Origin of the sequence: Gelidibacter japonicus, assembly GCF_010725055.1 — a bacterium.
Lineage (GTDB): Bacteria > Bacteroidota > Bacteroidia > Flavobacteriales > Flavobacteriaceae > Gelidibacter > Gelidibacter japonicus.
This window is the reverse complement of sequence record NZ_BJKB01000021.1, coordinates 24,118-48,286: the sequence shown is the minus strand read 5'-3', so window position 1 is coordinate 48,286 and position 24,169 is coordinate 24,118. Positions and strand designations below refer to the sequence as shown.

Annotated in this window: 21 protein-coding genes, 1 tRNA gene and 3 pseudogenes; 9 read left to right on the top strand and 16 right to left on the bottom strand. The window is 35.7% G+C overall.

Annotation, left to right across the window (positions count from 1 at the left end; all coding sequences use genetic code 11):
* Positions 1–641: 641 nt before the first annotated feature.
* The gene (locus tag G6N06_RS17340; protein ID WP_163517992.1) at positions 642–1,217 is read left to right on the top strand and encodes an outer membrane beta-barrel protein; all 576 of its coding nucleotides are present in this window, start codon (positions 642–644) and stop codon (positions 1,215–1,217) included.
* A gap of 75 nt (positions 1,218–1,292) precedes the next feature.
* Here the strand turns inward: G6N06_RS17340 and G6N06_RS17335 are convergent, their stop codons facing one another.
* Positions 1,293–2,342 (bottom strand): FKBP-type peptidyl-prolyl cis-trans isomerase, encoded by a 1,050-nt coding sequence (locus G6N06_RS17335; protein ID WP_163517977.1) that lies wholly within the window; start codon positions 2,340–2,342, stop codon positions 1,293–1,295.
* 174 nt (positions 2,343–2,516) lie between these two features.
* Here G6N06_RS17335 and G6N06_RS17330 point away from each other — a divergent pair, with 174 nt between their 5' ends.
* Both G6N06_RS17330 and G6N06_RS17325 read left to right on the top strand, forming a co-directional pair.
* Entirely contained in the window at positions 2,517–2,894 is a 378-nt protein-coding gene (locus tag G6N06_RS17330; protein WP_163517976.1) for an RNA-binding S4 domain-containing protein, read from the top strand.
* Positions 2,895–2,935: 41 nt separating this feature from the next.
* A complete protein-coding gene (locus tag G6N06_RS17325; RefSeq protein WP_163517975.1) occupies positions 2,936–3,439 on the top strand; it encodes a phosphoribosyltransferase family protein in 504 nt (167 codons plus the stop codon).
* Here G6N06_RS17325 and G6N06_RS17320 read toward each other — a convergent pair.
* A complete protein-coding gene (locus tag G6N06_RS17320; RefSeq protein ID WP_163517974.1) occupies positions 3,431–3,949 on the bottom strand; it encodes a shikimate kinase in 519 nt (172 codons plus the stop codon). The genes G6N06_RS17325 and G6N06_RS17320 overlap by 9 nt on opposite strands.
* A gap of 125 nt (positions 3,950–4,074) precedes the next feature.
* Here G6N06_RS17320 and G6N06_RS17315 point away from each other — a divergent pair.
* From G6N06_RS17315 to G6N06_RS17290, 6 genes and pseudogenes are all read left to right on the top strand, one after another.
* Positions 4,075–4,147, top strand: a tRNA-Lys gene (locus G6N06_RS17315).
* A 243-nt stretch (positions 4,148–4,390) separates the two neighbouring features.
* On the top strand, positions 4,391–5,614 hold the full coding sequence (locus G6N06_RS17310) for a site-specific integrase (protein WP_163517973.1): 1,224 nt from the start codon (positions 4,391–4,393) through the stop codon (positions 5,612–5,614).
* Between the two features lie 635 nt (positions 5,615–6,249).
* Positions 6,250–7,006, top strand: a pseudogene (locus tag G6N06_RS17305) (hypothetical protein).
* A gap of 2 nt (positions 7,007–7,008) precedes the next feature.
* Complete coding sequence (locus G6N06_RS17300; RefSeq protein ID WP_163517972.1) at positions 7,009–7,431, top strand: DUF5675 family protein; 423 nt, start codon at positions 7,009–7,011, stop codon at positions 7,429–7,431.
* Positions 7,409–7,651 (top strand): hypothetical protein, encoded by a 243-nt coding sequence (locus tag G6N06_RS17295; protein WP_163517971.1) that lies wholly within the window; start codon positions 7,409–7,411, stop codon positions 7,649–7,651. The genes G6N06_RS17300 and G6N06_RS17295 overlap by 23 nt, the downstream gene beginning before the upstream one ends.
* Positions 7,652–7,653: 2 nt before the next feature.
* A complete protein-coding gene (locus tag G6N06_RS17290) occupies positions 7,654–7,833 on the top strand; it encodes a hypothetical protein (RefSeq protein ID WP_163517970.1) in 180 nt (59 codons plus the stop codon).
* A 1,878-nt stretch (positions 7,834–9,711) separates the two neighbouring features.
* On the opposite strand, the gene G6N06_RS17285 is transcribed toward G6N06_RS17290, so the two are convergent.
* From G6N06_RS17285 to G6N06_RS19940, 14 genes and pseudogenes are all read right to left on the bottom strand, one after another.
* Complete coding sequence (locus G6N06_RS17285; protein ID WP_163517969.1) at positions 9,712–10,962, bottom strand: type II toxin-antitoxin system HipA family toxin; 1,251 nt, start codon at positions 10,960–10,962, stop codon at positions 9,712–9,714.
* Between the two features lie 66 nt (positions 10,963–11,028).
* Positions 11,029–11,316: a helix-turn-helix domain-containing protein gene (locus G6N06_RS17280; RefSeq protein ID WP_163517968.1), complete on the bottom strand. Its 288-nt coding sequence runs from the start codon at positions 11,314–11,316 to the stop codon at positions 11,029–11,031.
* Positions 11,317–11,610: 294 nt separating this feature from the next.
* On the bottom strand, positions 11,611–12,270 hold the full coding sequence (locus G6N06_RS17275) for a P-loop NTPase family protein (protein WP_163517967.1): 660 nt from the start codon (positions 12,268–12,270) through the stop codon (positions 11,611–11,613).
* A gap of 81 nt (positions 12,271–12,351) precedes the next feature.
* Positions 12,352–12,891 (bottom strand): hypothetical protein, encoded by a 540-nt coding sequence (locus G6N06_RS17270; RefSeq protein WP_163517966.1) that lies wholly within the window; start codon positions 12,889–12,891, stop codon positions 12,352–12,354.
* Between the two features lie 214 nt (positions 12,892–13,105).
* Complete coding sequence (locus G6N06_RS17265; protein ID WP_163517965.1) at positions 13,106–13,384, bottom strand: helix-turn-helix domain-containing protein; 279 nt, start codon at positions 13,382–13,384, stop codon at positions 13,106–13,108.
* Positions 13,385–13,810: 426 nt separating this feature from the next.
* Positions 13,811–14,026 carry an exodeoxyribonuclease VII small subunit gene (gene xseB / locus G6N06_RS17260; RefSeq protein WP_163517964.1) on the bottom strand — a complete coding sequence of 72 codons (216 nt, stop codon included), beginning with the start codon at positions 14,024–14,026 and terminating at the stop codon, positions 13,811–13,813.
* Positions 14,019–15,425 (bottom strand): annotated as a pseudogene (gene xseA, locus G6N06_RS17250) (exodeoxyribonuclease VII large subunit). Before xseA ends, xseB begins: the two are co-directional and overlap by 8 nt.
* A gap of 114 nt (positions 15,426–15,539) precedes the next feature.
* Complete coding sequence (locus tag G6N06_RS17245) at positions 15,540–16,025, bottom strand: RteC domain-containing protein (RefSeq protein WP_163517961.1); 486 nt, start codon at positions 16,023–16,025, stop codon at positions 15,540–15,542.
* Positions 15,934–16,392: an RteC domain-containing protein gene (locus tag G6N06_RS20040; protein WP_163517960.1), complete on the bottom strand. Its 459-nt coding sequence runs from the start codon at positions 16,390–16,392 to the stop codon at positions 15,934–15,936. The genes G6N06_RS17245 and G6N06_RS20040 overlap by 92 nt, the downstream gene beginning before the upstream one ends.
* 149 nt (positions 16,393–16,541) lie before the next feature.
* A complete protein-coding gene (locus G6N06_RS17235; RefSeq protein ID WP_163517959.1) occupies positions 16,542–16,754 on the bottom strand; it encodes a hypothetical protein in 213 nt (70 codons plus the stop codon).
* Between the two features lie 550 nt (positions 16,755–17,304).
* The gene (locus G6N06_RS17230) at positions 17,305–19,977 is read right to left on the bottom strand and encodes a S9 family peptidase (protein WP_163517958.1); all 2,673 of its coding nucleotides are present in this window, start codon (positions 19,975–19,977) and stop codon (positions 17,305–17,307) included.
* A gap of 75 nt (positions 19,978–20,052) precedes the next feature.
* Positions 20,053–22,374: a zinc-dependent metalloprotease gene (locus G6N06_RS17225; protein WP_163517957.1), complete on the bottom strand. Its 2,322-nt coding sequence runs from the start codon at positions 22,372–22,374 to the stop codon at positions 20,053–20,055.
* 69 nt (positions 22,375–22,443) lie between these two features.
* Complete coding sequence (locus tag G6N06_RS17220; protein WP_163517956.1) at positions 22,444–23,829, bottom strand: RagB/SusD family nutrient uptake outer membrane protein; 1,386 nt, start codon at positions 23,827–23,829, stop codon at positions 22,444–22,446.
* A gap of 12 nt (positions 23,830–23,841) precedes the next feature.
* Positions 23,842–24,169: pseudogene (locus G6N06_RS19940) on the bottom strand (SusC/RagA family TonB-linked outer membrane protein); the annotation flags it as partial.

The following is a 24,169-nucleotide window of genomic DNA, read 5'->3' as shown; positions in this document are numbered from 1 at the left end:
TTCAACTTTTCACTTTAATAGAATTTCAATATCAGAATTGGCTTTCTTTTTTATAAAGAAAGCCTTTTTTTATGATCCTTCCTTTTTAAACAAGTCAGGATCAAGTAATTCCTTCCCTTTTTAAGGGAAGGTGGATTTAAGCTCAGCATAGAGCTTAAAGACGGAAGGGTTTTTAAAACTATAAAAGTCTATAATAAAGCGAATGAAATCAGAAAATCAGGGATGTAGAATTGAATTTGGTTTCTGTAATTTTTAACCACCTCGACTCCTGCTTCTCTAAGGAAGCAGAAGCCACTCCTCCTTTGAAAGGAGGAGAATTTAAATTTAAACAGGTTCGAACTAAAGAATTCTTTAATTCTCGATAGCTTTCATTAAAGCCATCAATACTTAAGGCGCTTCGCTTTTAAGTTTTGCCTGCCTGTCGGCAGACAGGGGCTTGGATCCCGCATTTCTGCGGAATTAGTTCAGCCATCAAAACTTAATGCGCTTCGCTTTTAAGTTTTGGGCTTCACTAAAAAAAGGGCCAACTCAAAATAATTCCTGTTTGGCAGCGTTTTTGATTATATCGAACATCAAACTTAAAAACGATAATTATGAAAATCTTAAAAAAATTTCAAGAACAGTTCAAAAGTAAACATGGCATGAGGAGGAATTTGGTATTGGCAGGTTTTGCCATTGCGGCATTTACCTTTTCCACGACTGCCCAAAATGGCGACGGATTTGGAATCAAAGCAGGTTTAAACTATAACGGGAATGGCGATTACTTCGAATCTATTGAAGCCAATGCCAAAAGTCCTGACAAAAACGTTGGATTCCATGTGGGCTTGTACGGTAAAATTGGAGACCGATTTTATTTTAAGCCAGAATTGGTCTATACCCAAACCAAGAGCGAATACAGTAATAATGCTTTTAAAATGAAAAAAATAGATGCACCCATGTTATTTGGCGTGAAGGTTTTAGGCCCTGTCAGTGTTTTTGCAGGTCCATCATTACAATACATTATCGACTCTGAATTTGAGGGTATCACCATTAACGACATTGAAAATGACTTTACCGTCGGGCTAAATTTTGGTATCGGACTTAATTTCAACGGATTTGGTGTAGATTTGCGCTACGAAAAAGGCTTGAGCAAGAACCAAGCTACTTTTGGCATCCCTGAAAGCAGGATTGACACAAGACCTGAACAATTGATCTTAGGCATATCATTTGCTCTATAAACAACAAAAAAGGCTATCGCATAAAAACGATAGCCTTTTTTATATTTACTCCCGAAGTATCAGGGCACTTTTTACCTAATCATCAATACTGTAATCTTTTTTAACATCTTTTTGTAGATGATCCCAAACACCGTCCCCATCAGAATCTACATACTTCAAGGTTTTGATAGTAACGATTCCATTAGTTTCAGTGCGACTTCTTAAAAACTCATGCTCGGCAAGCGCAGGTTCCTGTTCACCATTATTAGTATCAACCGTGTAGGTTTGTCTGGTCATCTCATTTTTGGTCAATATACGATCGCCATCATCATCAGGATCCAAAAAGTTAGGAATACCATCACCATCGGTATCGTCATTATACAGGTTCTTATCTCCATCCAAATCTTCCATATATGAAGGAATGCCATCACCATCATGGTCATTGATTTCATATTGATATAATTCAAACTTGAAAATCAAATTGGAGTAAGATGGAATACTTACCGATGTCGGGCTTCCGTAATAACCTAAACCAGAAGGCAAGAACATGACTCCAAGTCCATAATTATTATAGGTTACGGTACCATCTCCGTTTTCAACAAATCCTTCAGCTGTTTTAAATTCAGGAACAACCTCCCTCCAACCAGGAATCAAAGTCATCAGATCAAATTCTATTGGTGTAACGGTACCATCGAAGGAAGTTCCGTTAGGAAGAAATCCATTGTAGTTCATCCTCACATTATCTGAGAAATTTGGATTTTCTCCCCCACCTTCATTAAGCTCTAAAATATAAAATTGGTATTCTACTTCTTGATATGTTGTTGTTTTTGGATTGTCAATATCCACCGCCACACTTAACATTTGATTGTTCTCAGGATCCGGCATGTCCAAATAATTACCGTTGTCATCTTTAGGCAATTCCTTAATAATCAGCTCAGAAATACTATGGTCTCCAGGCTCTAAAAAAGTTGCACGGTTATAATAGTGAGTATTCAGATACTTCTGCAAGGAGTCAAAATCGGCCACTTGTTGCTCAGTACGGTCCCGCTCTGGAATCAGATCTATAGAATTGTCATCGTCTTTATTACAAGAAGACAGAAGGGCTAAAAAACATAAAGTTGATAGGACGTAGGTTTTTAATTTCATCAATTTAATTTTATTCATTTTCAAAAGCAAAACACAATACACTTAAAAATCATTAAATTGAGCAAACAAAATGGGCTGGCAAAGAATGATTCAATATTGCTTATTTTTGCCGGCAAGATACGACAATATAATATGTTTGCACAACAACATTAACGTAGATTTAAAAATTAAACTATGCGAATCGATAAATTTCTTTGGTGTGTCCGATACTACAAAACACGCACCCTTGCCACAGAAGCTTGCAAAAAAGGGCACATCAAAATTAACGGACAGGCAGCCAAACCCAGCCGGGAAGTTTATGCTACCGACAAGGTAGAATTACGGAAAAATCAAATCAATTATCAACTTATCGTCAACGATATTCCCCCAAGCCGTGTGGGCGCAAAACTAGTGGACATTTACATAAAGGATACGACGCCTAAAGAAGCCTTTGAAGCCCAAGAGCTCTTAAAATTTTCCAAAGATTATTATCGAAAAAAAGGTGTGGGCAGGCCCACCAAAAAAGACCGACGGGATATTGATGATTTTTATGAGACCAATGATGACGATTAAAAAGAACGCTTTATTTATCTTTGAAAAAACAAGAACCAAAAATGACAACGTCAAAACAAACCATACTAAGCCATCAGGAAATCAACCATAAAATAAGACGCATTGCCTATCAGATTTATGAGAGCAATGTGGATGGCACTGAAGTTATTTTAGCAGGAATTGATTCCAACGGGTATATCCTTGCAGAGAAACTGAAATCCAATTTGGATAAAATCTCCGATTTAAAATCGGTGCTGTGCAGGGTGACCATCGATAAGAAAAATCCCCTCACCCCTATTACCACCTCTATCCCTGCATCAGATTATAAGAACAAATCCATCGTTCTTATTGATGATGTCCTGAACTCAGGGAGCACACTCATTTATGGCGTGAAGCATTTTCTGGATGTCCCCTTACAACAATTCAAAACGGCGGTACTTGTCAATAGAAACCATAAGAAATTCCCAGTAAAAGCCGATTTTAAAGGCATTTCCCTTTCCACCTCACTACATGAACATGTAGAAGTCATTTTAACCGGGAAAGCCTATGAAGCTTATTTAAAATAAATTAGCGACAATCTCTTCTGCAATCGTCTCAATATTTTTACCATCCGTGACGACGGTTTGATTGCTCTGATTGTAATAAAAAGAACGTTCAAAAAGATGTTTCCCAATAAACTCGGTCAACTCTTCATCTGATTTAAGATGTGCTATCACGGGTCTCTGTGCTTTTTCAGGATTCAATCTTCTGACAAGATTTGGGATTGAACTCTTCAAATAGACACTATGTACGCCCTCAGCCTTCAAAATGGTGTCCATATTGCTGCCATAACACGGTGTTCCACCCCCAAGTGACAGGATGGTATCCCTAAGCTCCAAAACCTCCTGCAAATACAAATGTTCTTTTTTCCTAAAATAGATTTCACCTTTGGTTTCGAAAATCTGTGCTATGCTTAACTTCTCTTTTTCTTCAATATAATCATCCAAGTCAATAAATTTGAAATTGACCATTTCTGATAGTTTCTTACCTACTGAAGATTTTCCAGACCCCATATATCCAATTAAAACAATACTCATAAAACAGCTTATAAATTGATTCTTAAAAACATAGCCAATGGCTTGGCAAAAAAACAAAAAAATTTTCAAAAAAAGGGTTTGAATATTAATAAAACCTTTTATATTTGCACCCTCATTGAAGAAATGACTCGATAGCTCAGTTGGTAGAGCATAACACTTTTAATGTTAGGGTCCTGGGTTCGAGCCCCAGTCGGGTCACTGGTAGAGATACCAATTAAGAACAAAACCTTGCTAATCGTCTGATTGGCAAGGTTTTCGTTTTTTAGCTAATTCAATTGATATCAAATTATATCATCTAATTAGTTCACAATTCGTCAACATCGCTTTTTAAATCGTCAACATTCGTCAACATGTCAAAAAAGTGACTTATATTTATACTCATACAGTATCTAGTTGATTTGACTTTCGTCTCAATTTTGTTTAACAATTAAGACGACAACTATGAAAACTTCTGTAACATTTTCAATTCTTTTCTGGATTTACACGTCCAGAGCCGTAAATAATGAATCGAACATCTATGCGCGAATCACCATTAACGGAAAAAAGGCGAACGTAAGCCTCAACCAAAAGATCAACATTGACCGCTGGAATTCCAAATACCAGAGGATGAAAGGTCATGGCACCACTGCACGACAGATCAATCTTTTTCTCGACGACACCAAAACCAGTTTAATTCAAACCTATCGCGAATTGAAGACTCAGCACCGCGTGGTCACGGCGCAGTTGGTAAAGGCACGATTTTTAGGCGAAGACAAGGCTTGCCATTCCATGAGAGATTTATTTAAATACCACAATGATCTTATGGAAAACAAACTTTCTGAGAAAACTTTATGCCACTATAGGACGAGCCAAAAATATATTCTGGAATATGTCAAAAAAGCCTTTAAGTCTACAGACATCTATCTTCAGGATTTAAACTATGCCTTTGTATTAGGATTCGAAAGCTTTCTTAGAGCCTACAAACCCAAACATTATCAGGGGAAAATAGGAAACAACGCCGTTATGAAACACATCCAAAGACTCAAGAAAATGACCAGAATGGCCCATGACATTGAATGGATCGAAAGCCGTCCATTTCAAAGATATCAGATGAAATTGGAGAAAACGGACAGAGATTATCTAACTGATAAGGAACTATTGGCTATCGAAAACCTGAAAACCACTATTGAAAGGCTTCAAACGGTCAGAGCTCTGTTCGTTTTTAGCTGTTATACGGGGATATCCTACGCTGACATCATGGAATTGACCTCTGATCATATTGTTAAAGGCATAGATGGCAATAAATGGATCATGTCCAAAAGGAATAAATCTGGAGTTCCCTATAAAATCCCCTTACTTCAAAAAGCAGAGATGATCATTAATAAATATAAGAATCACCCTAGAACATTATATTCGGGGAAATTACTTCCCAATTTATCCAATCAAAAGTTGAATAGTTATTTGAAGGAAATTGCAGATCTATGTAAAATCAAGAAGAATATAACATTTCACATGGCAAGACATACTTTCGCAACGACGGTCACTTTATCCAACGGTGTTCCGATGGAAACAGTTTCGAAACTTTTGGGCCACACCAAGCTTGCCACTACTCAAATTTACGCTCGAGTAATAGAGCGAAAGGTTAGTGAGGATATGGAGGTTTTAAAAATGAAACTTGAAAGATAATTTTTTTTACCTATTTCTTTTTCTTTAATTTAATCTTTGATCTCGTTCTACTTTTAAAATTGTACCAATACGTTGATTTTTCTCATTCGCACGGAGGGATTCAAACCTCATACTCCTATGTGAGTATTTATCGATGGTTGTGGATGCCTTGTAAAATGTGTTAACCGATATGTTAACTTTTCAGTTGACTTGCAATGATTTGATTTTCTGAACTTTCGATATACAAATATAGTGTTTTCGGAGGTTCAGAACAATATAAAGCACACCAAATCTTATGAATTTGAAGCTAAATATTGATTGATTGTTTCCTGCTTTATGCCGGTATATTCAGCGAATTCTTCCACCGTGATAAATTGGTGTGGTTCTTTATCAAAATGTTCCCTAATCTCATGTAATAGCTTCCTACCATAGCGCTCACTCCTTCCAGTGATGCAATGTATGTCTTTAGGGAATATACAAACTCTTACAATCTTCATTTTAATACTTTATGTATGCTTTATCTACCTATGATCTATACTACATCAATATATGAACAATTGGCAGAAAATGACATATTCGGATTAGATGACATTTCAAATTTAATTCCTCAAACAAATCTAACTTGATTTGCTTCATAATCAAAAAATTATTGAATTATGGCAAAACAAACCGGAATTATTAAACTTAAAGGAACTATTGGTGGTATTTCCTTTTACAAAACGTCTGATGGCCATTTAGCACGCGAAAAAGGCGGCGTGGATGCCAATCGGGATAGCGAATGATCCTGCGTTTCAGAGAACGCGTGAAAATGGGTCTGAAATTGGACGCGCTGGAAAGGGCGGAAAACTTATCAGAGTGGCATTGCGAAACCTGATGCAAAAGGCTTCTGACAAACGTGTTACCAGCCGTTTGACTCAAAAAATGATGGAAGTTATAAAATCGGATGTCATTAATGAGCGTGGTGACCGAAGTCCAGCAAGTGGAAATTTACTTCTTATGAGTGGCTTTGAATTCAACATCAATGGAAAACTTTCTTCCTTGCTATTCGTTGATTACACACCTGTCATTGACCGTGTTGCTGGCACAGCGGTCGTGGATTTTGGAGCATTTGTGGCATTGAACAATATTGCAGCCCCAGCTGGAACAACCCATTTTAGACTTTCTGTGGGAGGTGTCGAATTAGATTTCGATAATGAGTCACATGTTTTTGGAAGTGAATCCACTGCCATTTTGATTTAGGACAGCTCTGACGTTGCCCCTATTACCTTGACAGCCAACTTCACGGCGAACTCTACTCTTCCAATCTTCGAAGTAGTTGGGTTGGAATTTTTCCAAGAGGTCAATGGGCAGATGTATCCGCTAAAGAATGGCGCATTCAACGCTTTGGGAGTTGTTGGAATTGATACTCCATAATCATGGAATTGGTGCTTGAGAGAGCTTATTTTAAAGAGGGTACCATTGGTACTCTCTTTTGCTCTCAATCATTTTTATGCCATACGATTGAATTGCCGTGGAAACAGAACAAAAGAAGCATCTCCTGTATTCCAGAAGGTGTTTATGAAGTTGTACCGAGGTACTCACCAAATCATCAGCATCATTTATTGTTGAAAGGTGTCGAGAAACGGAATTTAATCCTCATCCATCCTGCCAATGATGCTTTAGCGGAACTGGAAGGCTGTATTGCTCCAGTCTTGGTTTTAACGGGCATTGGAAAAGGCACTCAATCGCGACCGGCATTGCAAAAATTATTGTCCTTGGTGCATCAAGCCCAGGACCGAAAAGAAAGTATTTCATTAACCATTAAATCTGTAAACCATGAACATTGTAGACCGTTATAAACAACCGACCCCGAAATTCTTTAAGACTTTGAGAAATATTGGTATTGCCTTGGCAGCTGTCGGTGGTGCCGTGATTGCTGCACCGATTTCATTTCCGGCCATTGTGGTGACCGTCGCCACTTATTTGACCGTCGCTGGTACTGTGGCCACCGCTGTAAGTCAAGCTGTGGTAAAAAGTGAGGATACTGAAGTAGATTCTCAAGATGATGAAGACCTTTAAAGATGTCGTTCACTTTCAATGACAAAATCAGTATGGTCGGAGGTACTGTTTTTGCTGTAGTCCCCAATATCCGACCCGATGACCTCATCGTTACTGTGATTATGGCCTTCGTCGGAGCCATTGCCAGTTTTATTGCCTCGATGCTTTTGAAGTGTTTGGCAAAGAAACTTTTCAAACGATGATTAATAGCACTTAAAAGCCCAGAATTATCCTGGGCTTTTTCGTTTCATCATCCTAAATATTGACATCAAAATCAATATTGTTTTTCTTCAGAAACGATTAAAAAAAAGCCCCCTAAAAAGGGAGCTCTGAAAGACAGCATTCTAACCAAAAGATGCGCACCGTGTACTCTTTAAAGCCAACGTGATGAACACCTAAATGGAATGGACTGCCCGATGTACGTATGCCCGCCAGTAACCACCGGCTACCTAAACGGACGCTATATAATAACTTGAACATAGTGCTTTTTTTCACAGGACGGTGCGATTGGTGCAAGGGCTGTGGAAAAAATACTACCCGATTTTCAGTCTACAGTGTTCAGTGGCAGTCTACAGTTTTATCTGCTTAAATTTTAAATTGTAAAAAAAGTGAGGGTGGAGATTTTTTTCATCAGGCGAAGCGCACCCTTGTGGCTCTCGCATCCGCACGCCTGTACCTTTGCTCTATGTTTGAGTTTTTAATTTTTTACTCAATCGGATTCAGTTTGACTTTTATTATTTTTTTAATATAGTTTTTCTTCAGCAGGTAATCTAAAAGGCGCGAGCCGGCTGCGAGTTGAGCGAGGGTGGTGTGGTAAATAGCCCGTTGCATATTTCTGCAAAAGGGCGTACCACACCTACGGTTTACCGCAAGGGTGGCGCATTTTTTTGATTTTAACAATGTACCCAGACGTATTTTCATGGAATATCCGAAATATTCAAGTTAGGGCAAGTGCAAGGAATGAAGGAGACCAATGGAAGGCTTGGGAATCGTTTTCATTCTGGGATTGCCCTGCTTGAGGTAAATAAGGAATTTGATGATATTAATATGTTGAGGTGACCTTATTTTCAAAATTATGGAAGGCAACCCCGGAATGTATAAACGATTAAGCGCTGGATGGAATTGGCTGACTGAATGAGTTGCTCTTGTGGACACATTGCAAAATAGGATAGCCCTTGAAGACTCAAAATATACAATGCAAGCAAAAGTATGGTGCAAATAAAAGATGTTCCCCCTTTCGCGATGATGGGGCTATCTTATTTGCAAACTTGAGAGGTTCAAAAAATGTGACACCCGCAGACCCACAGTTTTATATGTTCGGAATATTAAATGAGCACGAAAGGTAAATGAAAGACTCAAGTTTTAAATTGAAAACGGAATTACTGTGGGTTTTGCCCGAAGCGACCCGCAGGCTCGCATAAAGTGAAGCAGCGGTTGTACCCAATAAAAACGCTCACGCAGCGAAACCTTATTGGGTTTGGGTACAAGAGTAGCTGCGGTTGAGGAAGGAGAGAATGTGTGGAATAAAACAAATAAATAGCACCAACGAGGACGTGTCGCCGCAGTGGTGCTATTTATGGTATATGCAAGCCGTTTTAAGAACAAAGTATTCATAAATGTGAGGTTGCTTCACTACATTCGCAATGACACTTGAAAATGATAGGTGGCTTGCAGATATGTTTTATGGAACAAAATGGAACGACTGACGAACACCTTATTACCTGCCCTCCTAGATTTTCAAGTTTTGTACTGAAGATTGTGGGGAAGACGGATTTGATTTTGTACGGATTTGAGGGCAAAGGCTAAAAGTACTGGCAGTAATGACCGCAATGACAACTTTAAAACATGTAATTATAATTGTCATTACTGCTAGTACTGCGGGGAACTGGAGGCTCTTGGGAATGAATGAGTGGAGGCACGGAACGAAGGAATGAGCATGTGCCGGAGGTGGGCTGGAAATTGAACACGCTGATTAAACGTAATAGCTATTAAGGGATGAAAAAAATAATCCTAGGGGAGAAATTTTAGAAAAAGCTATTACTAAAAAACAGAGTCTAATAATCTGGTTAGTTTTTTCATTCTTAAACATTAAATGCTTTACTCATTAATTGTTGTTCTTTGTTGGGAATACCAATTTCTTTAGCAACCTCTTTCCAAGTTGTCACTACTGACACTACCTCCTTTATGATTTTATCCATTTGCTTACCATCTAACCGAAAAAATTCTCCTACATTTTTCGCTAATTCAAAATTCAATGCATTATTATCCATATCGATATTAAGTGCCAAACCCTCTTTGTCTATGGATGGATTAATATCATATGCTGGAGATAGGATCCATCCTTGACTTGTTAAAATGAATCCGTGGTTTCGGAGATGGTCGTCGGTATTGGAGATGGCAATGTTAAAGACTATTCTACGCCATAGTTGCTCCAAATTATCATTGACCATCGCTCCATAATTTTGAATGAATTCTGCCAGTTCTAAATAGCTTGCTGGGTTATCGCGAATGGTATCTTCATTGTTGCCCGTCATCGTCATAGCTGATGCAAAGAGGATTCGTCCGCCTTCCGCTCGGTCAAATCGCTTGGTGAAAAATGTATGATAGTTGCCTAAAATATTTTCAATTTTAGATGGTGCCATATGGATGCCTGCTTGTATTGCTAATTGATATGCGAGGTATTCCCAAGCTGCTTTATCTATCGTATCATTTTTGGAAGGGAACTTGGCTATCCATAATTCATTGTTATCATCCAAAATATTGGCTTTTGGTCTTGCGCCTCCCAATGATGAGCCTGGAGCCATTAATATTGCCAGCCATTTTTTTGTTTCCTCATTATCGTCATCGTTCTCAAAATTCTTTGCTGCTTCTTGTAGTTCTCTAATGGAAGACCAAAGAGGTGTTGGATTTTGTTTATCATCGTCTAAAAAAGGCCCTTGTGGATCTGTTTTGAACCGTAACGCTCCCATACGACTTTCGTCATATACGCCTAATAAGTAATCAATTTCATAAAGCGTTTTTGTTTTTTCTCCTTTTTCTGTTGCTTGCTGTGCTTCTCTGCGTTTCATTAAAGTTCGCCCCCAAGTATCGGGCATGCTGTCTAGAAACACTCCAAAATTTTCTTTATTGTTTGGGTATTGCGGACCACCATAGAATTGTATGTCCGGGTCTAGCAACATTTGCTGTTTGGACTTTAACCAGGTTTTGTCGTACTCAAAACTAAAGGCCTTTTTCCCTTTGGCGGCCAATGTTGACAAGATGCCTATTAATTCAGGTTTCTCCAAGCCTTTCCAATGAGCGTATATGTATATGTCTTGTTTTCCTAATGCCATTTTATATTCTAGTTTGATGTTCTGGATACTTCACGCAAAAGCGTGACACTCGAACTAACGCTTATTTTATAATAAATCTAGGTCTTGGAGTTTTCTTCCAAATTCATCGTCTGCAGCAAGTTTTAGAAAATCGTCTTGCAGACCCAATACTCGTAGCACATTGAAATAGGCGCCTATCGTCACACTTGGACTACCTGTTTCAATGAGATACAGTGTGCTTCTAACAATATCCGCTCTTTCGGCCACTTGTTCTTGAGTCAGTTTTCTTCTCTTACGAGCCAGTTTTAAATTCTCTCCCATTTGTTTTAAAATATCTTGATGTTTTGGAAAGAGTATTTGCTTTTTCTTATTCATAACCAAAATGTTTGTTATTACAGACAAATATACTATTTTTGATTGAAATAACAATCGTAAATTATTTTTTAATAAGATATTTGCGATAAAATATCCGTTAAGTTTTGGCAAATCTTAACATTTTTTGCCAAAGTTTAATTTGGTGTTTACTACGGAATATGCAAAAGGAAACATTCTTAACGAGGGCGTTTTTTTGAATTTTTCACCTTCGTTCAAGAAACGTGGGTAAACTATACCTTTGTTTATTGATGGAGTTTTGTGGGTATTGAGGTGGTGTTGTGTCGGTGGTGTGAGTTATTTTCGTTTATCCGCACTCTTTTCTTCAAAGGCAATTAAATTGAAGAGTTGACGCATTCTTGAACGGACCCGGTTGCCGTAACGATCTTCGAGTTCTTGGGCGTTTAGGTTGGTGGTGGCGTGGGTTTTGGTTTTGTTTTTTAGGTAGAGGTCGTATCTGGAGAGGATGATTTCTCCCATCACATTGCAGTCTTTACCGAAATGCCTTCCGGTTGTTTCAACTCCTAGGTCGTCGAAGCAGTAGTAGTTGGTGTTGCCGTATTCTTCTATTGTTTTATAGCCTTGGTTGTTGAAGGAAAATGTGATATTGCGTGCTGGAATGACTTCGTAGGGTTTTTGGTGTGGGACGATGTGATGCAATAATTTCATTAGGCTTGTTTTACCACAACCTACTGGTCCTGAAAGAAGAATTCCTTTATTGGGGTCGATGTTAAATTTGGCGCAATATTCGTGGTCCTTGATGAGATATATACAAAGCTTGAACAGGATTACCTCATCTTCTTCGTAAATTTTGAAGTTTTTACCGAAGAGTAATTTGCCTTTGTGGTTTAGGTAGATTAGCATTTTTTGAAAGTCGTATTGAATGGTGTCGCCGTGCAGTGTGCCGAGGTGGTACTCTACCCCTTTTTCGATGATGATGTGTGGATTGTTGTGCATTTGAAATTTCGTTAGGTTCTCGATACGCCCTCTTTGAGGGGACTCGAACTGACAAGCTATTTACTTTGACTTCGCGGATGGCTAAAGGGGTTCGTTATAATTTTTGTTTTTGGTTGTTTTTAGGTTGTCCGTATTTGGAACTGTTGGGGGTTGTTTGTTTTCGTTTTCAAAATCTTCAACATTTGAATTTTTTAAAATTTCCCGTTTATTATTGTTTTTACTGTTTTCTAATGTTTGTATATGTTTATATATAGGTACCACTGCTTGTCCATTGCTTGTCTCGATTTTGGTATTGTAGTTGACTTCTACTTGTCCAGAGGTTGTCTCGAATTTGAGCATCTTTATTTTTGACCCTTTGAATGGATTGTGGGATGGAAAATAGACGATGTAATTCCAGTGATTTAGTTCTTTGATGCATCTGTGATAGGTGGATTTTGAGCCTATTTTGGCGTATTCCATAACTTCTTCTCTACTCACGTAAAAGGTGTCTACAAAGCGGTTGCTGTTCCATAATTGAAATAGTGCCATGTAAAGGCTTATGTGGGTTGAATTGAGCCTATGGTCTTTGGAGAAGTGGTGAAATACCCCATTCAAATGCTTGATATAATTTATACTTTTCATATTATTCCTTTCTTTTTTGCATTGCCCAAAAAAGAAACAAAAAACGCTAGCCTGCCTTTTCTTCTTCACCCATTCCGTCATGAAAATCGAAACAAAAAGAACTCGAGTTTGCTTCTCAAACTCTCAAACAGCTTTTTGTTTTTACGATTTATCATGCCTATGGGTCCCGAAGTCGAAAACGATGGCGAATTAAAAATCTTCATCAATTAATGTGTTAGAACTTATTATGGATTCGATTTTCGGTTAGGATTTTGTGAATTTCGTCGTGGTCGTAATAGATGACGCCTCCTATTTTGGTATATGGTAATGTGCCATTGATGCGGAGGTTTTGTAATGTTCCTGGGGAGATGTCTAATAGTTTTCGGACTTCTGGGGATTTAAGCCATTTTTTGGAAAGCTTACCGGACTGGTGATTGATCAGTGTTTTGATGTCTTCCAATAGTTCCAATTTAAATACATGTAGGTCTTCTGTCGTGATAATGTTTGCTGCCATTTTTAGGTTTTTTTTGTTTTTTGTTAGATTTTTTTGAAAGCCATTTTCACTAGTCTTTTTTATTTGCTGAAAAGAAACCCCGCACTTGCGGGGATTTCTCGGCTGCTATTAATCACACCAAATGCATAAGCATTTGCAGGATATTTTCTCCTTTTTATTTGAATTCATCGGAGCTGAAGAATCTAGCGATTTGACTTTCGTTAGGCAAAATTGGTGGTGTTTGTGCGAATTTATTCACACGATTCACCCGTAGTGGGAACGATTATGGATTCATTATTTTTAATGTGTTTTATTGCTACTTATTTTTAATGATTTCGATTGATTTCGAAATAAAGTATCAAATCGTATGAACTGGATTTTAAACAAAATAACACCCAAGTTGGGTGTGAATTGGGTGGTGGTGTTTATAAAAATAATTTCTTAAAATTAATCCTCGTCATTATTGGAAGATTCCAGTTCTTTAAGGATTTTGTTGACGTCTTCTTCGGTGGTGGTGAGTTTGGTTTTGCAGATTTTGATTAATAATGCTGCTCTCTTGACTTTTTCGGAAAGCTCGTCTACTGATATTTCGCCTTGTTCGATGTCTTCCACTATTTGTTGGAGTTCGGTAAATGCTTCTGTGTATTTAGGTTCTTCATTCATTGTCTGACTTGTTATTGGTTGATTTTACAATACTTTTTATTGTGCCTTTAAATAATTTTGTTTCCAGGGTTTCTCCTTCTTTTAAACTGGCAACATTTTTAATTGCCCTTCCATTGTAGGATGTGATACTAAAGCCTCTTCTTAAAACGCTTTGTGGACTCATGTTGTTGATGTTTTTTTCAATATTCAATAGCTCCACCTGTGCTTTTTCAAGAAATATTGAACTGTCTTTTCACAAAAACAGAATGAACTGGAGTAATTCTTGTTTTTTGGTTGCTGAATAACTTAATGATTCCCTTATGATGGATTTCTTTAATTGACTTAATTGTTCTTTGCTATTATTGAAAATGAACTTTATTTGCTGTGCAATTAAATTTTGAAGGCCTTTAATGTCGCTGCGATTTTCCAATAAGATGTTTTCTGTGACTGATTTGAATAATTTTACTTCCGAATTGAATCCTGTATTTTCTTCTAGCAATAATCGACGGGATTTATCGATTATTTTGTCTTGAGCTCTTTGCAAGGGAACTGAAAAATTGTGGAACTTCTGTAATAAAAATTCTGCGATTTTTGTTGGAGTGATAGCATTTGTGGAGGAAATCATTTCGACGACTGTTTCATTGGTGGCATGTCCAATCCCGGTAATTACAGGTAATGGAAATTCTGCAATTGCTTTGGCCAAACTGTAATTGTTATAATAGGAAAGGCCTACATCTCCACCACCACCTCTTATAATCGCCACAACATCGAAATGACTTTTTACTTTTTCGATGCGCTTTAATTGGGCCAGCATGGATTTTACCGCATTTTCACCTTGAAGGATTGATGGAAATAGGTAATGGAAAAATTTGTAGTCCCAAGAATTGGTGTCCAACACTCGTAAGAAGTCGGCATAACCTTTACTGGATTCCACTGAAATGATGGCGATTCTCTGTGGCAGTAAGGGTAAACGAAGTTTCTTGTTTTTATCGAAACTATTTTCATTCTTTAATTTCTTAATGGTTTCTTGCTTTTCCCTTTCCAAATCTCCCAAGGTATAGCTTGGGTCGATATCGAGAATTTGAAGTGACAAACCGTAGGTTGGCGTGTAATTTACCTTTGCCAAAAAAAGAATTTTGATTCCATCTTTTAAAGGCTCTTTTAGTGTTTTAATGAAATTATTATTGATGTTCAAGTAATCATCGCGCCATAGCGTAGATTTAATTTCCGCGATTACCTTCCCATTTGCCTTTTCTACCAATTCCGGAAAGCAATGGCCAGACTGACTGTAATGATTCAGTTTGTTCATTTCTGCTTTGACCCAAAAGGCGCTTTTGTATCTATCAGCAATTGTTTTTTGAATGCTTTTAGTTACTTCCAATAAGGAAAATACTTGTCTATCATTAACAATCTCTGACATCTTACAGATTATACTTGCTTTTTAGGTTATGTTCAAGTAATTAAATATAGTGAAAACGATAAATTTTATAATCATGAATTTTAATTGTAACATATTTCGAAATATCTGAAAGTGTTAATCATCAAGGGATTTGATGTATTTGCCCAGAGATTCTTTTAGCTTGTCGAGGAATTTGGTTTGATTGATTTTTCGGGTGCGGATTTCGGTGAAACTGTGGTAGTAATTGCCCAACTCGATGTTGAAAGTGTCCTGGAGGGACAATGCAATATCCTTGATGTCTACGTTGCCATTGTTGATGGCGCCGCTTGAATGTAGGGCATAGATAAGCTCTGTTAAATCAGTTTTGGTACCGGTCCAATTTAGTTTTTGGTGGTTTTGGAATGCCTTGGTGGCACTGGTGACTTCCATAGTTTGTGGTGTTAAGGTATTAATGTCTGCTTGTAATTTTGATATCAGTTGTTCATAGGCTATGATTGTGGCCACAGTGTTGTCGTGACTTGTAGAAAATTTATGGTCGGTGAAGAAGTGATAGGTCTCGATGTTTAGGCGGACTTTTTTGTTTCGTCCTAAAAAAATATTGCCTGTCCAGGCTCGTGTCATCTTTGAGATAGTAATAATAGAATTCCATATTTAGATTATAGTATTCTTGCATTTTTATTATTTGGGTGTTGAGATATTTTAACTGTAGTTTTTTCTTAACGCCTTTGGGACGTTTGCTTTGGATGTTAAAGTATTCAATGTAGTAAATCAATTTGGCTACTACTTTGGGTTTGACAGACTTGAAAAACTCCATTTCTTCGTTGATGGAATCAAAGCCATTTTTTTCTACCCACTTTTGTAATTCGGATAAGGTTTGTTTGCAGGATTTTACCGCTAATTCTGTCTGAACTAAAAGGTTCTTTTGTTGGTTTTCGAGATTTGTTAGATCGTTTTCTAAATCTGTTATTAGGTTAAGATAGTGTTTCAAAAGATTTTTTTTCGATTAATATTTCTGTTTGGATTTTCTTTTTTAGGGGCAAAAGAACTTCTTGCTATTAATTATATTCTTCTTGATAGAGGAATTTTGATTGATATTTATTCGATTTGATGGACAATCATCTCATTGCTTTTTTATTATTAAATTTCCACTTGAAATTGGAATTCTTCAGATTGTAAGCATTTGTTTTCGGTACAAGTGGTATAAAATATTTTCCCTTCCAATTTTAATTTCATCACTGAATTTGGTAGTTGAATTCTTTGGACGAAATCGACAGCCGTTTTATAATACCATATTGGCGCATTAAAATACGAGCACCATTTCTCTTTTAAATTGCCTTGTTCTATTGGCATCCCCTGTATTATTACATTTGGATTTGAAGAGAATATAATGACTGTGGGCAATGGCCCTTCTTCGCTAGACTGCTGTGATGGAATAAACCATGGATATTTAACAAACGCGGTTATATGTATAACATAGGTATTGAAATTTATTTTTTTAGACGTTATTAACCAGTTTACTATGAAATCTGACTGCCGTTTAAGTTTTCCGAGCTTGATTTTAATTTTGAGCCAAATCTGGTTAAGGTTCAGAACTGCCATATATTAATTAGTTTTATCAGTCCATAAAATATTGCGATAGCCATGATAAGTATGAAAATAATCACTGCATCGCGTTTTTGTAGTGTTGTTGACATCGTAAAATATTTTGGGAATATATCTTAAGAATTTAAAAAAGCACGAGCTGCTTTTGGCACATCAGCATACTCGTGCTTGGCAATTAATAGCATAAGGCTTGAAGGACTAATTCAAAATAATAGATTATGAAAAACTTCTAATTTGCTAGCGTCATTTTTCGTTGACTTATGCACGTAATTGATCTTCTTTGAAATTTATCTAACTTTTAAAATTCTTTTTCTTTGTTTGATTTCATCCATTCCGATTTTGGACTATTCTTCAAATAATAGCCAAACCAATCAAATAACTTGTAGTTGAAATCAACTTGGTTTTCAGGAGCCATTAAAACGTGTCCTTCGTTTGGATAAATGAGCATAATATTTTCCTTATTCAAAATGCGCATAGCATTATATAGTTCCACAGATTGCTCCCAGTTGACATTAGTATCCTGATTACCAGTAATGCTTAATATAGGTGTGTCAAGTGTAGTAATGTTGTGGATGGGTGAGTTCCTCTCATATAGTTCAGGTTTATTAAAATAAGTGTCCCTGAATCTCATAGAAAAATTTTCATATCTAAAGGATTGTGGAACACTCCATAACCATGCCATTGAAAGATAGGAGCTTAACAAATCATGATAGCCAGCATCGGTCACTACTGTTGTAAACATATTGGTTTGAGTGGAAATAAAAGATGCTTGATATCCTCCAAAAGAGTGGCCATATAATCCAATCCGTTTGTCATTAATATATTTCCTTTCTTTAAGCTTTTCTACACCACTTGTGACACATTCTAGAGCCGAAATACCTGGGTTACCCATTTTATATACAATGTCTGGACAAAATACAAAGTAATCTTGAGTTGTAAAATTTGAAATATTAATTTCCCCACTACTATGCAAGGAGGGATTTTCATATTTGTTAAGGTGCGGACTCATAATTTCATATATAAATACAATTACAGGATAACGTTTTTCCGGATTAAAATTAGCAGGGTAAAAAAGTGCGCCCTTTAATTCATTACCGTTTTGAGTATAATAATTGATTAGTTCGGATTTCCCCCATTTGTATTCATAATGTTGTGAATTGCTTTGGTATAATAGATTGGTAATCTTTTTTTTCAAATTCAAAGATTTCAAACTAGGGGGCTTGTCAAAATTCTCTTCTTTATAGATATAAACTTCAGAAGATGATGCCTTTCGAAGGTCGGAAATATAATTATTTGTATAAATCAGTGTATCTAAAGGGGTATTATCTTTTAGAATAAAATATCCATTACTTAAATCTTTATGGCTATTACCTAGTAACACAATACCTTTTTCAAGATTATAAGAACGATGCCCCCGGCCAGATATATCCCCTGGATTTGAAGGAATATAAAAATCATTCACCATATCATAAATACGGTAACTTACATTATTACTTCTTCCATCCGTAAGTTTTCTTTTTTTCTTTCCGTCTGGAGTAATTGCCCATATATCGTACTTATCGTAGATTAGCATCTCTGTTTCATCGGCCGACCAACCAGGACTACCATAAGAAGACATTGGAAATGCTCTTGATTGCTCTTCATTTAAAAGGTTCACAGAAAGACCATCTGTCAGATTAATTCTAGTTCCTTTTATAGTGTTGTAGACCCACCAATCCTTCTGGTCAAAATAACAAAGAAAATTACCTGAAGGGGACAATTTAATTTCCGACCGTTGCTCCATTGCAAGCACTCGTTCTCTTTTTTCAGAGATTACATCATAAACATATACTTCTGGTTTTATAGGTGCATCCGGATTCAAATCCCATGTTAAACTGTGAGAATAAATATAATTGGAATTATCCCCAAAAAAGCAAACTGAATTTGCCTTATCCCCCATTTTTTTGAATGTTTGCTTCGAAGGGTTCCAAACGCCCAAAATAGGTGGGTTTTCTTGGTCAAAACTTGTATCATTTTGGGCATAGCTAAATCGATCTGAAGCGTTCCATACTTGAACTTTGGAATTAAATGGATTACTATAGTAATTGGTTTTTTTGTCCTTAACAGACAAAAGAAGTCTTTCATTGTCTTTAGATATGTATAAGAATGTCCGTAACGTATTTACTACAGTAAATTTGGAATATGAAGAATTTTCAATATTAGGATTAAAAATGAAATGATTAAGAATATTGGGCAAGCTCTTAAACCAATGCACAATATTATTGTCACCATTCTCAATTTCTTCATAAAACGCCAATGAATCACTGCTTTCAGACCATGTAAGTTTCTTAAATAAATTTGGACTCTTTTCAATTAATTTTTCGCTTGACCATTTATTTGTTGATCTCGCCAAATAGATGCTATTTCCACTGGCATCATGGGAAGTGATAGCTAGCATATCTCCTTTTTCATTGAATTCATAATCTACCACATTTTCGAAAAAATATTCTCTATCATTGTTAAGTTCTAATAGAATTGCTTTTTGATCCTTACCGTTTCCTTCTTCACCTTGTAAATACACTAAATTCAACGAATTATTGGAAAGTTTGTATGAATGGACTCCATTTATTATTTTTTTGTCTTCACTTAATAAGTTGAAAACGATTAAATCTCTTCCCTGAATACATGTGAACCATTTACCGTTTTGCGAGAAAGTATCACGATTCCCTTCGGGAAAAACAAATCTCTTATTTGTTTTTATATTGTGTAAAACCAAGGAATTTGTTTTTGTGTCAACCAATTTATAAGTTGCCCAATTACCAGTTGGTGATATTTTGGGGGTATATAATGTTTCCCATTTGTAATAATCAATGGGATTTAAATCTTTTTTTTCCTTATTCTGGCAAATTAGTATAGCTGGATATAAAAATATTAATATTTTTATATCTGTTAGTTTTAGATACTTTTTACGAATATTTTTAATTTCTTTCATTTTTCATGATTTAAATTGAAATCTGTCTATTTGGATGATTTCTCAAAATTTACAATTAAAACTAAATTGCAATATTTATTGGATTTTAATACTGTTTATTTTGATGAGGCATAATTTCAGATGCGCTTGAATCTTATCATCTTTAGATTTTTCTATACAATTTGCGATAAGAAGTTCCAGTTTGAGAAGCTGTGAGAATACTTCACTTACGGAATGATCTGTAAAACGATTATATGAGTCTGCAATTGAATTAATGATATATTTTTTGTCTTTTTTAGCAATGACTTTTTGGAAAAGCTCTAAATAAGCCATTTGTAATTCCATTTTGTATGGATCAATTTTTATTTCATCATAATTCAATTCATTCCAAATCCCTGCCTGTAATTTTTCTAAAAAAGTTTCCACCATTTTAGGCTTTCCCATCTGCAACTCCATTTCTTCCATTCTTTTCAAACGATCATCAGATAACAAATCATAGAGTATAGTTATTTGTTGATTAGAAATTATTTCAATTGAATTTCCTTGATATTCAAATCGATTAGTAATTTCAGGATGATATAGAAAGTTGGGATTGTTAAATACCTCATTTATTATAAATTCTAATGCCTTTTGCTGTATAGAAATTGGAATCGGGGTATACAGAGATCCTTTCTGTTCACTTGATTTATATTGTGTAGTTTGACCACCAATCAATGATACAATCTGCCTCATTTGATTAAGCCATAATTTTAGACTATAATTATAAAGACGTTCCAAAGCTTTATTATCCTTTTCATATTTTGTAATTTTAGGCAACAGTTTAAAAGTTCTATTTAAGTTTTTTAAACCTAATTCAACTGAACCCACTGGATCATTGTTATCAACAACTTCATCTGTACTGTCTGGTCCTTCGACCGGAAAGCGACCTCGGTTAAATTTGTACCATGGCTCAACATCTTGTTCGCGAATTATTTTTTCTAAATATGGTATTTCATCTTTGGGTGTCCAAATGTTGTTAAATTGTGAATATGCATATTTAATATTATATATGTCGGTTGGCCCCACTTTTTGAAATAAAAGATATGGAGGAATACTATCTTCAGGCTGAACTACATAATTGTATCTCGTATAATTCATTATGCTAGGAGTAAAACCCATATTTGCAAGCCAGTCTTTTGATCTCATTTTATCAAAAGGATATGTATACTCTCCATAATTGGCATCCATAATGCCAAAAGCATGACCAGCTTCATGGGCAATTGTCTGCTGAATTAACCAACCAATTCTTTCATCTGATATTGGATAACTTTGTGCTTCATCATCTACTGGAGCACATCTTACAATATATTCATCCATCATATTTTGATAAATTAAATCAGAGGATATAATAATATCTGATTTTAAGATTTCTCCTGTTCTAAAATCAACGATTTCATTTACAGTTCCTAATCCAAAATCACGCAAATTTCTGTAACCTTCTCTATTGTCCCATCGAATAATTGAATAATTTATCGAGTTTAAGTATATATCATTATTCCCATCAGGTAGCTCCTTTACTTGTATGGCATTGCTAAATCCCGCAGCCTCAAAAGCTGGCAACCATTCCTCAATACCAGCCTTAATAAATGGTTTCCATTTTTCAGGTGTATCGATATCAAAATAAAAAACAATTGGATTGGTAGGATCTGAAAACCTTTTAGATTTGTCTTTTTTCTCCAAGCGCCATCTTCGAATTGCGGAATTACCAGATTCTGAATAATCATTATTAATACCTGTGTCCATGAACAAACCCATCCTATGGTCAAATAAGCGAGATTTCATAGGGTTTGGTAAAACTGCTAAACTGAAAACAATATCAGAAGTTTTTTGAACATTCTCTTTAGCCGTTGTTATTGTCGTGTTTATAATTAGTTCATTATCTATTTTGTGAGTATCATTTATAAAAGATAAGTCCTGTTGAATTACTATATCATTACCAGGTAATCCGGAAGGGGTATTCATGAAAAGTGACGAAACTTCTATTTTATAAATTCCATTTTCAACTATAAAATCAATTTTATTAAATTTTTTAATAATTAAATCGGTATTAGGAATTTCATTAGGTCGTTCTAAAATGATATTTCCAACTTGAGATTTTATTAAAGGTTTTACCAAGAGGATATCATTGCCCAATTTTGTCCATCGCACTATTTCATAATCAGTGGAATATTTTCCGTGCTTCATAAACAGCATGTCTTTGCCTAAAAAGTCTGAAGGTAATTCAAGAAAAAGATGGTCATTTTCTTTATAAAGAAGTAAACTGTCATTAGTTGTGTTCTCTTGATAAGATAGTATTTTTATTGATGATATACTCGAAAACATCCATTGATTTATGCCCATAGAAATGACTAGAAACCAAAAAAAACTATTTTTTTTCATAAGTAAAATGTGATGGAATGTGAACACACCATATGATTAAAATCACATGGTGAGAAATCAAAATATTTATTAGTATCCTGGATTTTGGGTTAAATTCTCATTCAAAAGAATTTCTGATTCAGGAATAGGTAGAAGTACATCAGTAGAATCCCAACCAGGTTTAAACCCCAAAGCAGCATTTTCCAAATCCCACCTTTTAAGATCAAAAAAACGATGACCGTGTTCTGTGAATAGCTCTGACCTCCGTTCGGCAACAAGAACATCAGTTAAATCAGATTCATTAGAAGCTGTCGTATTTGGAAGATTTGCCCGACTTCTAATTTTGTTAATATCTTCTTGGGAACCTGTAATATTATTTAAACGAATTCTGGCTTCCGCCCTTATTAAATATTGTTCTGCGAGGCGAAAAATTATTGAATACTCATCTGACGGTGCTTCTGAAATTTTATATTTATACGCATAATAAAATGTATTTGTGCCATCAGAAACATTTCCTATCCATGAATTAAGTCGATTATCCCCGTTTTCAAAACTTGAAATTAGTTCTGTACTCAATGCTACATTTGGTGGTGGAGCCATTGTAAATATAAATGTCCCCGCTTCCTTGGTACGGACACCTTGGGTTTGTGGATATAATTGCCAAATGGTTTCTGAACTGTTGTTCTTAAAAACTTCATCAATGTCCATATTCAAATTATACGGTCCATTATTAATAACAAAAGAAGATTCCATTTCTGCATTCTCCCAATCTTCAGAATAGAGGTAAACTCGAGACAAAAGAGATGAAACAGTAAATTTATTAGGTCTAATTCTTTCCGACGTTATATAATTTGTGCCTAATAATTCTTTAGATTCCACAAGATCAGATATAATATTATTATATACTAACTGTGAGGACATCCTTTCGACATTTATATTTTCATTGTAATCAGTTGTTGTAATGTACGGTATGTCCCCAAATAAATTAACTAAATAAAAATAAATTAAAGACCTCACGAATTTTGCTTCCCCAATAAGCTGATTTTTGTCCTCGAGACTAATTGTTTCAGAATCAGTGACTCCCTCAATGACTGCATTAGATTGATAAATTAAATTATAACTGGAACTCCAAATGGTGGAAATCTCCACATTTGTAGAAATTAAGCTATTAGTATAAAAGAACTCTGTAAACAACATGTTAATGCTGTAATAAGTCAACTCATCTGCATATAATCCTATAAGATTTGATAAGCCTTGGGCATCCCCTGTTATTAGTACATTATCTCGTAATTCAGCATATATATTAGTTAAAGCAGCCGTTGCGGTTATATTATCTTCAAATACTTCAGTGCTAGTTTGCTGTGAGTTCGGGAAGTCCACTTCCACATATTTCTCACATGATATTATGGTAAGAAAATAGCAATACAGTAGTATAATCAACTTGTATGATTTGAAAAAATGAGTTTTAGTTTCCATAATTGAATTTTTTTAAAGTGTTATTTTCGCGCCCAAAGTAATTATCTTTAATGGGGGTATATTAGCGGTTGACTGGTTTTCAGGATCAAAACCTTTGTATTTTGTGAAAGTTAATAAGTTCTGTCCGTGAAGAAATATACTGCATTTGAAATTTTTTGTCCAGTTTTCAGATATGTTGTAAGTCAAAGACACATTTTTCAACCTCACGAATGAAGCATCGCTGAATGCATTTGTACTTATAAAATTTTTGTAAAAGGCATTTACCGCTTCTCCATTTGAGTACGTTGCGAAACCTTGAATGGTAGAATTATCTCCACTATTTTGCCATCTTGAAAGAACG

Coding starts and splice junctions, on each gene's coding strand:
- G6N06_RS17340 (WP_163517992.1), top strand. CDS start 642: ATGAGGAGGAATTTGGTATTGGCAGGTTTTGCCATTGCGGCATTTACC.
- G6N06_RS17335 (WP_163517977.1), bottom strand. CDS start 2,342: ATGAAATTAAAAACCTACGTCCTATCAACTTTATGTTTTTTAGCCCTT.
- G6N06_RS17330 (WP_163517976.1), top strand. CDS start 2,517: ATGCGAATCGATAAATTTCTTTGGTGTGTCCGATACTACAAAACACGC.
- G6N06_RS17325 (WP_163517975.1), top strand. CDS start 2,936: ATGACAACGTCAAAACAAACCATACTAAGCCATCAGGAAATCAACCAT.
- G6N06_RS17320 (WP_163517974.1), bottom strand. CDS start 3,949: ATGAGTATTGTTTTAATTGGATATATGGGGTCTGGAAAATCTTCAGTA.
- G6N06_RS17310 (WP_163517973.1), top strand. CDS start 4,391: ATGAAAACTTCTGTAACATTTTCAATTCTTTTCTGGATTTACACGTCC.
- G6N06_RS17300 (WP_163517972.1), top strand. CDS start 7,009: ATGGAATTGGTGCTTGAGAGAGCTTATTTTAAAGAGGGTACCATTGGT.
- G6N06_RS17295 (WP_163517971.1), top strand. CDS start 7,409: ATGAACATTGTAGACCGTTATAAACAACCGACCCCGAAATTCTTTAAG.
- G6N06_RS17290 (WP_163517970.1), top strand. CDS start 7,654: ATGTCGTTCACTTTCAATGACAAAATCAGTATGGTCGGAGGTACTGTT.
- G6N06_RS17285 (WP_163517969.1), bottom strand. CDS start 10,962: ATGGCATTAGGAAAACAAGACATATACATATACGCTCATTGGAAAGGC.
- G6N06_RS17280 (WP_163517968.1), bottom strand. CDS start 11,316: ATGAATAAGAAAAAGCAAATACTCTTTCCAAAACATCAAGATATTTTA.
- G6N06_RS17275 (WP_163517967.1), bottom strand. CDS start 12,270: ATGCACAACAATCCACACATCATCATCGAAAAAGGGGTAGAGTACCAC.
- G6N06_RS17270 (WP_163517966.1), bottom strand. CDS start 12,891: ATGAAAAGTATAAATTATATCAAGCATTTGAATGGGGTATTTCACCAC.
- G6N06_RS17265 (WP_163517965.1), bottom strand. CDS start 13,384: ATGGCAGCAAACATTATCACGACAGAAGACCTACATGTATTTAAATTG.
- xseB (WP_163517964.1), bottom strand. CDS start 14,026: ATGAATGAAGAACCTAAATACACAGAAGCATTTACCGAACTCCAACAA.
- G6N06_RS17245 (WP_163517961.1), bottom strand. CDS start 16,025: ATGACACGAGCCTGGACAGGCAATATTTTTTTAGGACGAAACAAAAAA.
- G6N06_RS17235 (WP_163517959.1), bottom strand. CDS start 16,754: ATGCCAATAGAACAAGGCAATTTAAAAGAGAAATGGTGCTCGTATTTT.
- G6N06_RS17230 (WP_163517958.1), bottom strand. CDS start 19,977: ATGAAAGAAATTAAAAATATTCGTAAAAAGTATCTAAAACTAACAGAT.
- G6N06_RS17225 (WP_163517957.1), bottom strand. CDS start 22,374: ATGAAAAAAAATAGTTTTTTTTGGTTTCTAGTCATTTCTATGGGCATA.
- G6N06_RS17220 (WP_163517956.1), bottom strand. CDS start 23,829: ATGGAAACTAAAACTCATTTTTTCAAATCATACAAGTTGATTATACTA.